The organism is Bacillus sp. OK048 (assembly GCF_900103525.1).
Classification (GTDB): domain Bacteria; phylum Bacillota; class Bacilli; order Bacillales; family Cytobacillaceae; genus Neobacillus.
In genome coordinates, this window is sequence record NZ_FNHN01000004.1 from 83,789 (window position 1) to 100,290 (window position 16,502).

Genomic DNA, 16,502 nt, shown 5'->3' on the forward strand with positions numbered 1-16,502 from the left:
CTCTTTCCATCATGCATACTGATTAGTCCATTGCCCTAAACTCGTTACCCAATACCGCCTCAATATAAATACTCGGATTCATTAAGCCCTCAACAGCATGATCAACATAGGTATGAATTCCTTCTGCCCCTAATCCCAGGGCAATCGTTAACATGGTAAGAATTCCAATAGGTAACAATAATCCCTTGGTTGTTCCCTTCTCCATCTCCTCCGTTAAATACGTATAACCCCAAAAGCTATTCATAAAGACTTTCATAATCGAATACAAGACCATAAGGCTGGTAATTAGTCCAATTCCCCCCAACCAAAAGTATCCAGCTACAAAGGTTCCTTTTGAAATGAGTATCTTTCCTAGAAAGCCGCTTAATGGCGGAATTCCTGATAACGATAAAGCAGCTATAAAAAACATCCAGCCTAATCCAGGGTGTAATCGGATAAGCCCACTTATTTCAGAAAGTTTACTCGTTCCTGTAAGGTGGATAATCGTCCCGCCTAATAGGAAAATAAGCGCTTTGACAATCATATCATGGATCAAATAATACATGGCACCTGTCATCCCTTCCGGTGTAAAAGAAGCGACGCCGGCTAAAATAAATCCCACACCTACAATTACGTTATAGGTTAAAATCTTTTTAATATCCCCATACCCGACCGCACCAATTGCTCCTAATAGCATGGTGACAGCAGCCATAATCCCGATTAACAAATGGGTTACTCCTGGATCATGATAAAAGATAAGCGTGAAAACTCTAATAATCGCATAGATTCCTACCTTTGTTAATAATGCAGCAAAAACCGCTGCAATGGCAGGGGGCGGCGCACTATAGGAACCAGGAAGCCAAAAGAATAGAAATAAACCAGCTTTTAAACTAAACACAATTAAAAATAAAATCGCAACTGTATTCATAAGCCCCTCTTGCCCAACCTCTGCCACGCGTATGGATAGATGAGCAAAATTCAACGTTCCAGTCATTGCATATAAAAAGGCAATGGCAACAAGAAAAAGAAAAGAGGAGATAATATTAATCAAAATATATTTAATGGACTCCCTAAGTTGAATTTTAGTCCCACCAAGGGAAATTAACACATAGGAAGAGACGAGCATAACTTCAAAACAAACAAATAAATTAAAAATATCTCCTGTGAGGAATGAGCCATTTACTCCCGCAACAAGGCATAAGAACAACGGGTAAAAGTAGTAAGATTCTCGTTCACTCCCAATAGAGTGAAAAGCAAATAATAAACAGCACACGGAAACGATACAGGTCACGAGAACAAGTACAATTGAAAACATATCCGCCACCAAACTTACACCAAATGGAGCTTCCCATCCTCCTAAATAAAGGATTTGAATCCCCTCTTGGTCAATTTGGACCATCAAGGACATAGCTATGGCACCGACCAACACGGTAGAAAAAATACTAAGAAACCTTTGAACTTTAATCTTCTTTTTCAAAATCACCATGAGCATTCCCATTAGAATTGGAATGATGATGGGCAATATTACTAAATTATTCATCCTCTATACCTCTCAGTTGCTCTGTATCATCTGTGCCTAAGACTTTATAAGCACGGTAACTCAGTACTAGAAAAAGAGCTGTTGTAGCAAAATTTATTACAATCGCTGTTAAAAGAAGAGCTTGTGGCAATGAATCAGCATAGGTTAAATTCTTTATTCCAAGGAGCGGCGGACCACCTTTTTTTAACCCTCCCATCGTGATGATGAGCAAATTAACCCCATGTCCAAGAACTGATGTTCCTAAAATGATACGTAATAAAGTTTTACTCAAGATCAAATACACACCAATGGCAAAAAATATTCCAACAAGGAAAGACATTAAGGTTTCCATTATCGATCATCACCTATAGTCAAAATGATCGTGATAGAAGTTCCAATTACCGCCAATGCTACTCCAATATCAAAGATGACTGCTGTCGCCAGCTCAGTCTTTCCGAAAATAGGAAGGTTAAAATACCCGTAAGCTTGAGTTAAGAAAGGGACATCAAACAACATCGACCCGCCCCCTGTAGAAACAGATATCAATACCCCTACAGCCGCTAGAATTTTAAAATCTAACGGAATATTCTTCCGAACGGTTTCAATATCAAATGAAAGAAATAATAGGATTAAGGCAGAAGAAAAGGCAAGTCCGCCGATAAAACCACCTCCGGGATTATGGTGACCAGAAATAAAGAGATTAATGGCAAACGTAAGGATGATTACCACCGCAACTTTTGACACGCTTCTTATAATTACGTCATTTGGTTTCTTCATTTTGATCCCTCCCTGCTATTCTTAGCTTGATTAAGGTATAAACCCCTAGTCCAGCAATGGTTAAAACGAGAATTTCTAGCATCGTATCAAACCCTCTAAAGTCAACAAGAATGGCATTTACAATATTTTTCGCACCCGCCAGCTCATAAGAGTTTTCATAATAACCCGAAATCGATTCAAATACGCGATTTCCATTTGCAGATAATGCAACGATGGTAACGACCATTCCAACACCAATCGAGATAATAGCATTAACCGCCTTAAATCTTACTGTGCTGATTTCCTTCCGCAGCTGCGGTAAGTGGTAAAAACATAATAGAAATAGGGCAGTTGTTACGGTCTCAACTACTAATTGAGTTAAAGCCAAATCCGGAGCCCTGAATAACACGAAGAAAAATGAAACAAGAAAACCTAGGCCCCCAACTGTAACGATGCTTGTAAGTCTATTTTTTGAAAAAAGAACGGATAATGCTGTAATAACCATGGCAATCATCAATCCTGCTTCAAATAAATTTACAGGTGCGTCATTAGAAGGATCAAAATAAAACCCATCAAAGACCCACATCGTTCCACACGTAAGAAGGATGATAAATAAGAAAATATATACTAAGTAATCACGAATAAATCCTGTCATATAACGATTTGTAAAGAGTCGAGACATATTCTCTACCGTCTCTAAACTTAGATTATAAAAATTATTTAATGTTAGCTCATCTGGATAAATACGATAGATTCTATACCACTTTTTCAAATAAACATACATAAGGGTTCCGATCCCTATTACCCCGATTGTCATAAAAAGCTCTGCATTCCAACCATGCCAAGCACTTACTTTCACATTGAGTTCGCCCGCTTGAGCAAGAGTTGGCAAAACAGCAGCTAAAGCTGGTTTTAACAGATATTGGGACAGGACATTTGGAAAAAAGAATATCACAATAACAAGGGAACCGAGAACAAGCGGGGGAATTAACATCCCAATCGGAGCCTCATGCACTTCCCTGCCCAGTTTTTCGGGCTTATTTTTACCTCTAAAGGTTTTAAATACCAATATCATGCTATACACAAACGTAAATACACTGGCAATCCATGCTACGATAGGAATGAACAGCATAACGTAGTCCACGTTAAAAACAGTCATTTTTGAAGCATTTAGTACTGCTGTAAAGAACATTTCTTTACTTAGAAAACCATTAAACGGAGGAATGCCTGCCATTGCAAAACTGCCAATGACCGTAAGCGTAAAGGAGATTGGCATAAGATGCATTAACCCGCCTAACCTTCGAATGTCGCGCGTTCCCGTCTCATGGTCAATAATTCCGACAACCATAAAAAGACATCCTTTAAATGTTGAATGGTTTACTAAGTGAAAAATGGCAGCAAAAATCGCTATAGCATAAACAGATGAATCATCGCCAATCTTGTAATACAAGGACGCTGATCCTAAACCAAGCAGGCTCATGATTAGTCCGAGCTGACTTATGGTTGAGTATGCTAATAACGCTTTAAGATCCGTTTGCCGTACAGCATTGACAGAGCCATATAATAGAGTGATAATCCCCACACCTGATACCACCCAGAACCATTCTGAGGATCCACCAAAAATTGGTGTTAGTCGGGCAACTAGGTAGATACCTGCTTTTACCATCGTTGCGGAATGTAGGTAAGCACTAATTGGCGTAGGAGCCTCCATTGCGTCTGGTAACCAAATACTGAATGGAAACTGTGCTGACTTTGTAAACGCACCAATAAGAATCAAAATCATTGCCGGAATAAATAAAGGTTGTGATGGAAATATAGCTGCATTGCTCACCATTTCACGGATACTATACGTATCAGACATCATCGCAAGCATAATAAAACCTGCCAGCATTGCCAGTCCGCCAAAAATCGTAATTAACATTGACTTTTGGGCTCCATAACGTGATTTTTCTCGTTCATACCAATAGGCAATTAATAAGAAGGAAGATACACTGGTCAATTCCCAGAATACGTATAAAACAAATATATTATCCGAAAACACCACTCCGAGCATGGCTCCCATAAATAACAGCAGATAAACATAGAAATTATGAAGCGCCTCTCGATGTTTTGACATATAGTAAATAGAATAGAGGATAACCAAAGCGCCGATGCCGGAAATTAACAATCCAAACACGAGACTTAAACCATCCACATGAGTGGTAAAGTTAATATTATATGATGGCATCCAAGGAACACTTTCAGATACTGTATTCCCACTTGATATTTTGGGAATAAAGGTTATTAAATAAGCAACGATCAATAACGGTATGATGAGCACAAACCATCCCGTATGAATCCTTGGAGTAAATTTCTTATAGATGTACGGCACTGCCATAGCAAAAATAAATGGTAGCAATATTGTTATATGTAACCAAGACATCGTAACCCTCCCTTAAAGATGAATATAAAAATGACATTTAATTTAATTGATTGACTGAAACGAAAGCATGCGTTATAGTCATACATAATTATGGTAAGTGGTAGATTACTGGATTTTATTCATATCCAGCCTGAGGTGAACAAATAATGAAAAAGATTAAAGGACGCATGGATGAAAGTATCCTCGTCTGTGTATATTATGGTCCTAATGGTGAGCGTCTCATTCAACGGGGCTGTAAGATTGCTAATATGCTTGATTGTCCTCTTTACATCCTTACCATTGATCCTAAACCGTTTGATGATTTGGATGCTGAAAAGACAAGTTATATTACAAGATGGAAACAATTAGCAGATCAGCATAGTGCTGAAGCCTTTATTATGAAAGATGATGAACACAGACCAATATCAAAGGTAATTGCAGAGGTTGCGAGAGAAAAGAATATTACTCAAATCATTCTTGGGCAAACAGCACAAAGCCGTTGGGAACAAATTGCTAAGGGGTCTATTATTAACTCTTTACTCCGTGAAATTCCCTTTGTTGACCTGCACATTATTTCAGTATCACGGTATCTTAAAAATCCTGATAGACATTTTGAAAAAGGAGTACGTGCTTATCTAATAAAGGAGCACGACCAATACTGCCTTATTTTTAAACATACAAAGGATATTGAATTTGAAGGAATTTTCTTTAAGGAATTTGGAACTGATTTTAATAACGGCATTTTCAAATTTATGAAAGACAAGGAAACATTACAAGTCCAAGTGCATGAGGACATCGTTTCAGACTTAACAAATGTCGAAATGAATACAGACGCAGATACTGATGACAATTACTTATAATAGCTTCCCCCACTTTGGGTGGAAGTTTTTTTGTACTTTTCTTTAGCGATGGGGAGATTCATAAGTTAATATCTACTTTAATAATATATTGGTCATGCTTATCTATCCCTATATAGCGTAATGTTTCTGCGGGGGAAGTATGGTGATAAATATCCTTAATAATTGAAATAGCAATCCCCTTGCGATAGGCATGATATCCAAATGTTTTACGAAGTGTGTGCATTCCTATCTTTTCTTTTATTCCAACCTCTTCTGCCGCATTATGGATAATTCGATAAGCTTGCTGTCGCGTAATGGGTTGATTGTTTTTTTTCGACTTAAATAAATAATCATTTTCAGTAAATGCTAGGTTCCTCAAATACTTTTCTAGCTCGATTCGTATAGCATTACTTAAATAATGCGCACTCGTGTATCCACTTTTTTCATCTTTTAAATATAAAAATTCCTTATTTTGTTCCCCGTCCCATACATCGATAATTTTTAAAGAGAGTAAATCACTAACCCTTATTCCTGTATTGATACCAAATACAAAAAGCAATAAATCTCTTTGTGATTGTTTCCTTAGTATGTTCTTTATGGCATTAATACTTTCTATATCTCTTATGGGATTAACATACTCCATCAGTGTTCCTCCTAGAACAGGTTACATAACTAAATACTAACATAGGTTAAGTAACATTAGCAACGAATAAACATAGCATACTATTCAAAGAATTTATCCAAAAAGGAGCATATCTATGCGCTGACTGCAATCTGGAAATAAAAAAAATGTGGCTGTCCAATATAACCTAAAAAAAAACACGTGGAGAAAAACGAATCGTTTTTCTCCACGTGCTTTTATTTTTCGCAAACAACTTCCTCAATTAAACCCTACTCTCATGATATCAGGATTGGATCCTGAGCGGCTGTTTTGGTTGAGTCCGTCGATTTTCACCATATCTTCTGCAGTTAGTTCAAAATCGAATACGTTGGCATTTTCAATGATGCGGTGTTCTTTGATGGATTTTGGAATGGTAACAACGCCATGTTGCAAATCCCAGCGCAGGATTACTTGTGCAACGGATTTATTATGTTTAGAAGCAATATCTTCAAGAACTGGTTCACTTAACAGTTCTCCTTTTTTTAATGGCGACCATGCTTCTAGTTGAATTCCTTCATTTTTACAATAAGTACGAAGCTCTTGTTGCGTTAAATGGGGATGGAATTCAACTTGGTTAACCATTGGTTTAATTTCAGCATCCCGAATCAAATCTTCTAAATGATGAACGTGGAAGTTACTGACGCCAATGGCACGGACACGACCGTCTTTGTAAAGCTTTTCGAATGCCTTCCACGTTTCTTTATATTTATCAACACCTGGCCAGTGAATTAAATATAGATCTAAATAGTCGACTCCAAGCTTGTTAAGACTTGTTTCAAACGCTTTTAATGTGGAATCATATCCTTGATCGGCATTCCACAGCTTTGTTGTAATAAACAAATCCTCACGAGGAACACCGGATTCACGAATCGCCTGCCCCACACCTTCTTCATTTAAATATATCGCAGCGGTGTCGATGCTGATGTATCCATTCCGAATGGCCGCCTTCACAGACTGGATAACCTCTTCCCCATCGTTCACTTTAAAAACACCTAAACCTAACCATGGCATTTGCACTCCATTTGATAATGTAACCGTATCTTTTAAACTTGATGGCATACTGTACCCTCCTAAAGGACAAATTTATCATTAAATAATTGGCTGCATTGTATTTCTTGCTTCTTGGACTTTCGTAACGTATTGTTTTGCATATTCCGTAATTTGGTCAAAATCTCCGGTTTTAGCTGGTGCAACTAAATTACCGCCTACTCCAACAGCCACGCATCCATTTTTAATCCATTGTCCAACATTTTCAAGATTTACGCCTCCAGTTGGCATAATGTTTACTTGTGGCAGTGGTGCCTTAACAGCCTTCACAAAATCAGGACCAAATACACTTCCAGGGAACAATTTTACAACATCCACTCCTAATTCCAATGCACGTTTAATTTCTGTGATCGTCATGCAGCCTGGCATATAAGGAATTTGATATAGATTACATAGTTTGGCAGTTTCTTCATCAAATGCAGGGCTGACAACGAAATCGGCCCCAGCTAAAATGGCAATTCTTGCTGTTGTCGCATCAAGCACTGTTCCTGCCCCAATCACCACATTGTTATCATTTTCATAAAGGGATGACAACTCTTTAATCACTTCGTCTGCACCTTCCACAGTAAAAGTAACTTCAATTCCGTAAACGCCCCCTTCTACACACGCTTCGGATATTTTAACAGCCTCTTCCTTTGAATCTGCCCTTACAACGGCAACGACTCCACATTCAGCAATTTTCGTTAGTACTTTTACTTTTTTCATTACGTCTCATCTCCATAGTCATTTTTAAATTACTTTATTTCTTTTTATTAATTTTACAATAGTTTGATTTAATGCTACCATATTGTGGAACGGTGTTTCAAAATAAATGTTTCACTACCATTACTATACTCATTAAAGGAGGTAGATTACTCTGTCTAATGTTCAATCAATTGAAAGGGCTTTAACGATCTTAAGTAAACTCTCTGAATATCCAGATGGCCTCCAGATTGCTAGACTATCAGAACAGGTGGGACTATCCAAAAGTACCACTCACAGACTCCTGGCGACTTTATCCAATTTTAATTATGTGATCAAAGACGAGGAAACAGATAAGTACAAACTCGGATTACAAATCCTCTTCCTTTCTAGAAACCTGTTAAACAACTCCAATATTGTGTCAACAGCAAAACCCTATCTCCAAAAATTATCAAAGGAAGTTAATGAAACTATCCATTTATGCATCGAAGATCAAGGAGAAATTGTTTACATTGATAAAATTGAAAGTAATCAATCCATCCAAATGTATTCAAGAATTGGAAGCCGGGCTCCTATGCATAGTACAGGAGTAGGGAAAGTAATCCTATCTGACAAAAATCAGCAGGATTTTGAAAAATTACTTTCAAAGATGAAATTCGTTCGCAGGACCCCCACCACCATCACTTCTAAAGAAGAATTTGTCAAAGAAATCGAAAAGGTAAAGGTGCAGGGATATGCCTTAGACAATGTCGAAAATGAAGAAGTCATTCGTTGTATTGCTTCTCCCATCTTTGACCATAAAGGAAAAATCATTGCCAGCTTTAGTATCTCGGGACCAAGTAATCGAGTGACCATGGAATACATTGAAAGTACATTGATTGATAAAGTTAAAACCTATACAAAAGAAATCTCGAGAAACCTTGGGTATACAGGTTCACGAATCTAATTGGTATTTACTCACAGAGAGTAAATACTTTTTTCCATTGTAGAAACAAAAAGCAAAAGTAAAGAAAACGAAAGGAATTGTTTTCTTTACTTTTGACAAGTTATCTAGTGGTCAGTGATTGTTTCATATACTTTTCTAGACCATCTCGATCTGGTAATCCGTCATTATCTCCCGGCGACATAACTGCAAGTGCACCAATAGCAGCCCCGCGGCTTACCGCTTCTTTCAAAGGCAGACCTTCTAGGATGCCGCTCACTACTCCAACAGCAAAGCCATCGCCTGCACCGACTGTGTCGACGACTTCATTTACAGGGAAACCTTCAGTGTAGAATTGTTCCCCTTCAGAGCTTGTAAACGCACCTTTAGCCCCGAGCTTAATGACAACGGTTTTGACTCCTGCAGCATGGTAGTATTCAGCAATTTCATGAACACCTTCTTTACCTGTTAACAGCTTGGCCTCTGATATGCCAGGAAGAACGATATCAGCCCGACACGCAAGGTCGTTAATAACTTGCACCATCTCTTGTTTATCTGCCCAAAGCCCTGGGCGCAAGTTAGGATCGTAAGAAATTTGCACCCCTCTTGCCCGTGCCTGTTTCACCAATTCATAAACCATCTCACGGCAGCCTGCAGATAATGCTGGTGGAATGCCTGTCAAATGGATATGGTCAAAGCCATCCCAATTTAAATTAGCTATTGTTTCTAAATTCATATGCGATGCAGCGGAATTTTTGCGGGCTGAGAACACTTCTGGATCCCCACTTGATACCTTTTGCTTCCATTGCATACCAGTTACATACCCCGGTGCATACGCTGCATATCTCGTATCAAGCCCATTCTGCTGAAGAAATTTTTCAATGTATTTACCAAAAGGGTCATTTCCCAATTGCGTAATATAGGTAACCGAATGTCCTAAACGAGACATCCCGATTGAAAAATTAACCTCCGCTCCGGCAACAAATCGACTAAATTCTTTAACTTCTTCTAATACCCCTTCTTGCTTGGCTACAAAAAGTGCCATCGGTTCACCAACAGTAAGAATTTTACTCATGATCTCCTTATCCTCCTTTGAAAGAAAAGGAGACATAACCACTTGCATATGTCTCCTTTGTTTTAATGATTAAGCAGCTGCATTTGTATCGTTCGGCGTACCTGAAACATTGCCCTTCTTTAGCTGCCATTTATTGTTTTGATTCATATTTTAAATCGTTCCACATTACGGAACTAGGTTTCATAAATTAATTATAACGCTTTCATTTATTAATTACTAGCAAAAAATCTTAAAAAAATAATTGACAAAAAAACCTTTTATTAATCGGCTACTATAATTGAAGGTAAGAACTACAAGAAACGGATAAAGGCGTGCCTCAAATTGGCACGCCTTCCCTTTTTTAATTTACCTATGAATTTCTAATAATTTGATTTAGCATTTCTTCTGTTAAAGATGTATAAGACACTACCAGCTAAAGCTAATATTAACCCTGCCAGTAAAATGTTAAAGCTGTTTGTTGCTGTGTTCGGAAGTTCATGATTAGCTTGAGTTGGAAGCTTAGTAGAATCTGGATTACCTTCGAATACACCAAACGTACTGAAGTGATCGGTATAAGCTGTGACTTCACCATTATTGTATTCTCCACCGATTAATTCCCATTTTCCTTCCTTTTCATTCCAATAATAAACTTTTACATTTTTTGCATTTTTAATTTGTTTTGGTTCAACTTTGAATGTAAGTTTAACCTTTTCAGCAAACTCATGATACAATTTGCCATCAGCTTCAATTGTAAAGTCATAGACTGCTAGTGCACCATTTGCTTTCATTTTCTTCACTTTAATATCTAGATTTTTTGCTAATGGCAGGATAGAAGCAGGAATTTGTACATCTACATTTCCATTTCTAACCACAATTACTGCACTTGCATCTTTTAAAGCTTGAATTTGTGCTTTAGTAAGTGTAATGGTTGCATTTATTTTATTATCAACTTCAACAACAACCATTGCCTTTTCTTCAAGATTTTTAAGTGTATCTTCACTTATTGTATACTTGTTACCTTCTTTAGCTACTGACGGTTTAATTACTTTTGGCTTATCTGATTTGCCTGGGTCTTTACCTGGGTTTTCACCTGGCTCTTTACCTGGCTCTTTACCTGGCTCTTTACCTGGTTCTTCACCTGGCTCTTTACCTGGCTCTTTACCTGGCTCTTTACCTGGTTCTTCACCCGGCTCTTTACCTGGTTCTTCACCTGGTTCTTCACCCGGCTCTTTACCTGGTTCTTCACCTGGTGCCTGGGTCACATCTACAATTCGACCTTCAACTTTGGTAGGGATTCCTTCACTACCAATGCTTACTAAATGGTCACGGAAATTTTCCCAATCTGATAGACCTAAGTCTGTTACACGGCCTTCTCCATAAGCTTTCGCAAACACACCATAGCCGTCTCCACCTTTAGCTGTAAAGGCATTTGTTGCAACAGTGTACATTACGTCGTCTTTAACTTCTACGTATTTCCCATTATCATCTAAATATGAAATGGAAACGATACGTTCTTTAGCTGGTTTCGTAGCATCATACACGACTTTACCACCAGCCATATGAAGGAATCCACCATTTTCTGCTGGGTATTGAGATAGAGAAATTTCAAATGCTTCTCTTAACTCAGCACCTGTTACATCCATCGTTGCAAGAGTGTTATTAAATGGAAGAACAGTAATTACTTCACCAACAGTGATTGGACCAGCATCGATTGATGCACGGATACCACCACCGTTTTGTAATGCCATTATAACTTTCTTACCAGTAAATGATTTTGCCTTTTCAAGCATTGCATCTGTAATTAAGTTACCTAAAATTGTTTCATTTTTACGTACACTTGGTTTTGTATTATCACCGTTTGTACGTGGAGATTCCAATGCAATTGAAGTAGATACACCAATTTCAGCTTTAGATACAGCATCTACTTGTGCTTGATAAGGTTTCAATACTTCCACTGCTTCAGGGTCCTCAGCGATTGTTTTATCGATTGCTATTAATTTGCCATTATGAGCGATTACAACTCCATTATCATCAAACTCAACATTTAAGACACCTAGGTTGCTGTTTGAGTTACCAGTTTGAACAATGATTGTTGGAGTTGTATCTTTATTAACAACAACTGGTTTTGTTAATGTAGTATGGCTATGTCCGCCTACGATAACGTCAATGCCCTTTACTTGTTCAGCTAAGATTAAGTCATTATCGATTGCTGCATTGTCGTCATAACCAATATGAGTCAATGCGACAATCCGGTTGACACCTTGAGCTTCCAAAGACTTTACTGACTTTTTCGCTTCCGCGATATAGTTTTCGAATACAATCGAACCTGGGCTTGAAATATCCTTTGTTTCCTCAGTTGTTAAACCAAAGATACCGACTTTCTCACCGTTTACTTCTTTGATGATTCCATTGTAGATTTTACCACTTTCAATTTCAGTTGCGATGGAGTCATTGAATAAGCCATCAAATTTAGCATCTTTTGAAAAATCAACGTTTGCACTCACGAATGGGAATTTAGCTCCCTTAATAAAGTCAACCAATTTTTGATGGCCTTGAGCTGAAGAACCTAAGTCAAATTCATGGTTACCAAAGGTCATCGCGTCAAATTGCATCAAGTTCATCATATCTAAGTCTGCTTTTCCTTGGAATTCATTAAAGAATAATGTTCCAGTAAATGCATCCCCAGCATGAAGAAGAAGTGATCCAGGATTTGTGCCTCTTACATCCTTCAGTGCTGTTACAGTTCTTGGCATATTTTCTAAAGCTGCGTGTGTATCATTCGTATGAATGATTGTTAAGTCAGGTAGATCAGGTAATTCCGGGAAATCAAGTTGAACCAAGACAGGGTCATGGTCAGATGCTTGTCCCTGTTCTACTGTGAAATTCGCATTGATATGAATCATATCAACTGTAGTATTTGATACTAGATTATTTGTAACTAGAATATGGTCTAATACTTGATTGTTTCCTTGGAAGAAGTAAGAGAAACGATCTTCAGCTGGAACCAGATCAACCATATTTGTTAAAACATCGCCTTTAAGTGCCTCTAGTGCTGGTGTGAATTCGAAATCATTCATATCTCCAGCAACAATTACATTGAGCTTAGGGTTTTTCGCCATTCCTGCTTTAACAAAGCTATTAATTTCTTGAGCTAGAGCAATACGTTGAACTTCAGACCCTAATTTAGGAGGTTGACTTGAACCCCATAGAGATTCGTCTCCGCCTTTAGAATTTAAGTGAGCTCCAATTACTACTACGCGCTCACCTCTGAATTCAAATTCCGCAGCGATTGGTTTACGTGTTCCAGCAAATTTTTCAGGGTTAATAACACCTGGGTTAAGTGTTAAGTTACCTTTTTCTGTCCAAGCGTTTGCGTCTGTTCCTGCACCCTTAGTTCCATGTACCAATGAAACTCTTTTTGGGTTATACAGGTAACCAACACGGATATTACCGCCTGGAGCACCACCGTTTGTATTGTTTAAAGGTTCAACATCTGTCCATTTATATGTTGGACCACCAGCAACTTCGATTGCTTTAATTAAACGATTGTAACTTTCAGATGCGTCTGCATTTCCTGAATCAGTTTCACCGTCATTATCCTGAACCTCAACTAGCGTAATGATGTCAGGGTTTTTCATATTTTTCACAAATGATTTTGCAATTCTAGCAACTTTTTCATCTGGTGTGTTAGCTGTGTTATTTGAGAAGTTTTCAATATTGTAAGATGCAACAGTTAATTTGTCCTTTGCAGGTTCAATATGAGTAACTTCTGCTTTTAAGTCTGCTTTGATTAAAGAAGGTAATTTTGTCGTCGGATCCACTTGATATCCGTTACTTGAATAAGTAATAATACCGATTACATCACCATCAAATTTATCACCGGAACGGAAATCAGCACCAACATTATTCAGGAAAATCTTCTCAGGATTGTAGTCGTCTTTTGCAATATTCATTCCGCCCATTACATTCAATTCATTATTAGTAGTCCCTGGAACAACGATAGGAACATCGTTATTATAAGGAGGTCCAACTACAAGGGCATTTGGGAAAGAAACAAGCATAAATTCAAGAGATTCCCAGAAATCAATACCATCTTCTTCTGGATCAAAAGATTTCATTTCATCATTATCAATTATTTTGTTTGGAGGAAAAACATCTACGCCTACAACAAGTGCTTTAGGTAGATCTGCTGATCCTTTTGAAGTACCGGCAGTTGCCTTAATGGTTGTTTTAGAAATGTTAGTATTAACTTCTGTAACGGTTCCGTCAACAGATACTTTAGTACCAACAGTAAAGCCGTGATCTGTTAAGGATACTTCAATCGCTTCTGATGTTGCAGGATCATCGTCTGAAGTATCAACATCTTGCATTACAAAGCTATTTTTATTGAAAACATGTGTTACAACACCTGTAATGTTTTTAACTGAAGCTCCATTAAATTCGGAAACATGTCCCTTCCCTTGAATATCATGGATTTTTACGCCTTCAGTATTTAGAATTTTGTAAGTAAAGCTGAACACTTCACTTACTACACCGTCATTTACCGCAATAGCTTTAATTGTTGTTTCACCAGTTTCTAATGCAATTGGTGCAACATATTTTGTGCTTGTTGTTTTTGGTGCAGAGCCATCAGTTGTGTAATAGATTTCTGCGCCCTCATTGCCTGATTTCAATTCGATTTTTGTACCAGTTGGAACAACACCTTGTGTTTGAGTTGCATAAACAGCTGGTTTGTTAACTAATTCATAGCTATCTAGACCAGTAGTTTTTAAGTGGAATCCAGTGGTATCAATAGAACCAAATCCAATTATATGAACGAGGTCGCCTTCTTTATAATGCTTTACTAAATCATCATAAGTAGCGCCTGCACGATTATCCTGAATAACCCTTACTTTTTCGCCACTTTCAAACACAGCTTGGAAGATAGCAGATCCGTAGTTGTCTTTAGTCAATTCAGAGATTGTAACCTTTTCCAATTTGAGTAATTCAGCCTGTGTTGCTTCATCAACTTTCTTTACAGACTGTACTGCAGGAAGCATATTTCCACCGGAAACGATTTCAACATTCGTTGGTACAATCTGTTTTTGAGCTTGGTATTCTGCTGTTTTACCAGTTATTTTTACTTTATCACCCTTGGTTACATTTTGTGGGCTTCTATAGACGTATAAACCGCCAGTTTCATCTTGTACAAATAACTCTCCACTGCCCAAAAGACCTGAATTGGTTGTTGCGATACCTTCAATTGTTACAGTATCACCTAGAGGAGCTTTTCGAGCATCTGCAATCGAAATCAATTCTGGAGCGGGAGCAGGTGGTTCGCTTGGTGCTACGTTGCCAAACTCATGTTTTCCAAGGTCAGTTGATACATTTGTACCTTTATCCGTCCATTCCGTCTTCCAATCAAACTCATCTGTAATGTTTGTATCACCAGATACAATAGTACCTTTTCTGACAAGAGATACGTCAGCTAAAACATTTGCTACTGATCCCACTTGTCCAATGGAATCAATAACTTGTCCATTTTTCCTTAAAACGATTTGATCATTACCGTTGAAATTAATGACACTTTTAGCTTCGTCAAACTTATCTGTTACTGCAATAATGTCTGCATTTGCATCTTTACGGCTAATAACATAGGTGTCACCAGGAGCAATTTCCCCATCTAATTGTAAAATTAAATTCGTGGTTGTAGCACCGGTGGTAACTGTTGAATTATTACTATAAAGTTCTAGCGTATAACCCGTTAGGTTAATCGGTGCACCCGTACCATTGTAAAGTTCAATTGCTTTATTAAAACTAGTTCCCTCAATATATTCTGAGATAATCAAATCCGTTGCTACAGCCGTTTCAGCCTTTGCGCTAATATTGGCCACAGGTGCGAATAAGCTAAAAAGCAAAGCTAGTACCGTGACAATATTCAGACTCTTTTTATGTCTTCTTCTCATGTTTCTCCCCCTAGATAAAAATCAATAAGATCTTGTGTAAACTTGTTCGTAATAGTAGTTTCTTGCTAGGTAATTTCTTATGAAGCTTTAAGAATGCTTGTTATTCAAAAACATGATATTGCAATTTTTCAGGGAAATTTGCTGTTTATCATGGCATGTTAGAACACTTGGGTCAAAAGGCACCGCTTCGCACACATGATTTTACATTTCATGGCATTGTTCTGCATGACCACTCTAAATTTACAAGTCTAGCTATATCTAAAAGTCACATCCTTTTATTAAGTAAGTAGTGTGATGTAGCGCAGAATTATTTATAAATCTACTTAGGTATCTTAAAATCAATAGTTACAATAGAATAGAAGGAATCTAACAAATCCCCTACTTTTCTATTGTTAAAATACCAGCAAACGCTTCCCTTTGATTATTATATAATTATATAATTCTATTAACAAGAAAAATTAAGAAAATTGTCGATTTTAACACTAACGCAAAAATGCCTAATTAATATCAGTAGATTTATCATTAGAACTTCATTCGACAAAATCCTTTCCCTATGCATCTCTCCAAAGATAACAAAGGACATCAAAGCGAAAAATGTTATACTGATCGGTTAAGTTTTAATCAAAAATATTTATACTCGAAATCCCTATATTCATATATTTAAAAAGGACAGTTTCACGAATTGTGAAATCTGTCCA

Annotated in this window: 11 protein-coding genes and 1 pseudogene; 3 read left to right on the top strand and 9 right to left on the bottom strand. The window is 37.6% G+C overall.

Annotated elements, in window-relative coordinates; all coding sequences use genetic code 11:
* Positions 1-22 precede the first annotated feature (22 nt).
* The 4 genes from BLR86_RS09060 to BLR86_RS09075 are packed head-to-tail and all read right to left on the bottom strand — an operon-like array spanning position 23 to position 4,676.
* On the bottom strand, positions 23-1,519 hold the full coding sequence (locus BLR86_RS09060; protein ID WP_090760518.1) for a Na+/H+ antiporter subunit D: 1,497 nt from the start codon (positions 1,517-1,519) through the stop codon (positions 23-25).
* Positions 1,512-1,850, bottom strand: a complete 339-nt coding sequence (locus BLR86_RS09065) for a Na(+)/H(+) antiporter subunit C (protein WP_090760520.1) — start codon at positions 1,848-1,850, stop codon at positions 1,512-1,514. Before BLR86_RS09065 ends, BLR86_RS09060 begins: the two co-directional genes overlap by 8 nt.
* Positions 1,850-2,275: a Na(+)/H(+) antiporter subunit B gene (locus tag BLR86_RS09070; protein ID WP_090760522.1), complete on the bottom strand. Its 426-nt coding sequence runs from the start codon at positions 2,273-2,275 to the stop codon at positions 1,850-1,852. The genes BLR86_RS09065 and BLR86_RS09070 overlap by 1 nt, the downstream gene beginning before the upstream one ends.
* Positions 2,259-4,676, bottom strand: coding sequence for a Na+/H+ antiporter subunit A (locus tag BLR86_RS09075; protein WP_090760525.1), 2,418 nt, complete (start codon positions 4,674-4,676; stop codon positions 2,259-2,261). Before BLR86_RS09075 ends, BLR86_RS09070 begins: the two co-directional genes overlap by 17 nt.
* Positions 4,677-4,822: 146 nt before the next feature.
* On the opposite strand from BLR86_RS09075, the gene BLR86_RS09080 reads away from it, so the two are divergent.
* Entirely contained in the window at positions 4,823-5,515 is a 693-nt protein-coding gene (locus BLR86_RS09080; protein WP_090760527.1) for a universal stress protein, read from the top strand.
* Positions 5,516-5,573: 58 nt separating this feature from the next.
* Here BLR86_RS09080 and BLR86_RS09085 read toward each other — a convergent pair whose 3' ends face one another.
* The 3 genes from BLR86_RS09085 to BLR86_RS09095 form a co-directional block, all read right to left on the bottom strand.
* Complete coding sequence (locus tag BLR86_RS09085) at positions 5,574-6,137, bottom strand: tyrosine-type recombinase/integrase (protein WP_090760529.1); 564 nt, start codon at positions 6,135-6,137, stop codon at positions 5,574-5,576.
* 237 nt (positions 6,138-6,374) lie between these two features.
* Positions 6,375-7,214, bottom strand: a complete 840-nt coding sequence (locus BLR86_RS09090) for an aldo/keto reductase (protein WP_090760531.1) — start codon at positions 7,212-7,214, stop codon at positions 6,375-6,377.
* A gap of 30 nt (positions 7,215-7,244) precedes the next feature.
* A complete protein-coding gene (locus BLR86_RS09095; RefSeq protein WP_090760533.1) occupies positions 7,245-7,907 on the bottom strand; it encodes a bifunctional 4-hydroxy-2-oxoglutarate aldolase/2-dehydro-3-deoxy-phosphogluconate aldolase in 663 nt (220 codons plus the stop codon).
* A 169-nt stretch (positions 7,908-8,076) separates the two neighbouring features.
* Between BLR86_RS09095 and BLR86_RS26785 the strand changes: the two are divergent.
* Both BLR86_RS26785 and BLR86_RS09100 read left to right on the top strand, forming a co-directional pair.
* Positions 8,077-8,214 (top strand): annotated as a pseudogene (locus tag BLR86_RS26785) (helix-turn-helix domain-containing protein); the annotation flags it as partial.
* Between the two features lie 87 nt (positions 8,215-8,301).
* Complete coding sequence (locus BLR86_RS09100) at positions 8,302-8,829, top strand: IclR family transcriptional regulator (RefSeq protein ID WP_254782283.1); 528 nt, start codon at positions 8,302-8,304, stop codon at positions 8,827-8,829.
* Positions 8,830-8,929: 100 nt separating this feature from the next.
* Here the strand turns inward: BLR86_RS09100 and BLR86_RS09105 are convergent, their stop codons facing one another.
* On the bottom strand, positions 8,930-9,880 hold the full coding sequence (locus tag BLR86_RS09105; RefSeq protein ID WP_090761079.1) for a sugar kinase: 951 nt from the start codon (positions 9,878-9,880) through the stop codon (positions 8,930-8,932).
* A gap of 359 nt (positions 9,881-10,239) precedes the next feature.
* On the bottom strand, positions 10,240-15,804 hold the full coding sequence (locus tag BLR86_RS09110) for a 5'-nucleotidase C-terminal domain-containing protein (RefSeq protein WP_090760537.1): 5,565 nt from the start codon (positions 15,802-15,804) through the stop codon (positions 10,240-10,242).
* Between the last annotated feature and the right edge of the window lie 698 nt (positions 15,805-16,502).

What these genes read in the sequence shown, in the direction of transcription:
- BLR86_RS09060 (WP_090760518.1), bottom strand. Translation starts at nt 1,519, where the DNA reads ATGAATAATTTAGTAATATTGCCCATCATCATTCCAATTCTAATGGGA.
- BLR86_RS09065 (WP_090760520.1), bottom strand. Translation starts at nt 1,850, where the DNA reads ATGGAAACCTTAATGTCTTTCCTTGTTGGAATATTTTTTGCCATTGGT.
- BLR86_RS09070 (WP_090760522.1), bottom strand. Translation starts at nt 2,275, where the DNA reads ATGAAGAAACCAAATGACGTAATTATAAGAAGCGTGTCAAAAGTTGCG.
- BLR86_RS09075 (WP_090760525.1), bottom strand. Translation starts at nt 4,676, where the DNA reads ATGTCTTGGTTACATATAACAATATTGCTACCATTTATTTTTGCTATG.
- BLR86_RS09080 (WP_090760527.1), top strand. Translation starts at nt 4,823, where the DNA reads ATGAAAAAGATTAAAGGACGCATGGATGAAAGTATCCTCGTCTGTGTA.
- BLR86_RS09085 (WP_090760529.1), bottom strand. Translation starts at nt 6,137, where the DNA reads ATGGAGTATGTTAATCCCATAAGAGATATAGAAAGTATTAATGCCATA.
- BLR86_RS09090 (WP_090760531.1), bottom strand. Translation starts at nt 7,214, where the DNA reads ATGCCATCAAGTTTAAAAGATACGGTTACATTATCAAATGGAGTGCAA.
- BLR86_RS09095 (WP_090760533.1), bottom strand. Translation starts at nt 7,907, where the DNA reads ATGAAAAAAGTAAAAGTACTAACGAAAATTGCTGAATGTGGAGTCGTT.
- BLR86_RS09105 (WP_090761079.1), bottom strand. Translation starts at nt 9,880, where the DNA reads ATGAGTAAAATTCTTACTGTTGGTGAACCGATGGCACTTTTTGTAGCC.
- BLR86_RS09110 (WP_090760537.1), bottom strand. Translation starts at nt 15,804, where the DNA reads ATGAGAAGAAGACATAAAAAGAGTCTGAATATTGTCACGGTACTAGCT.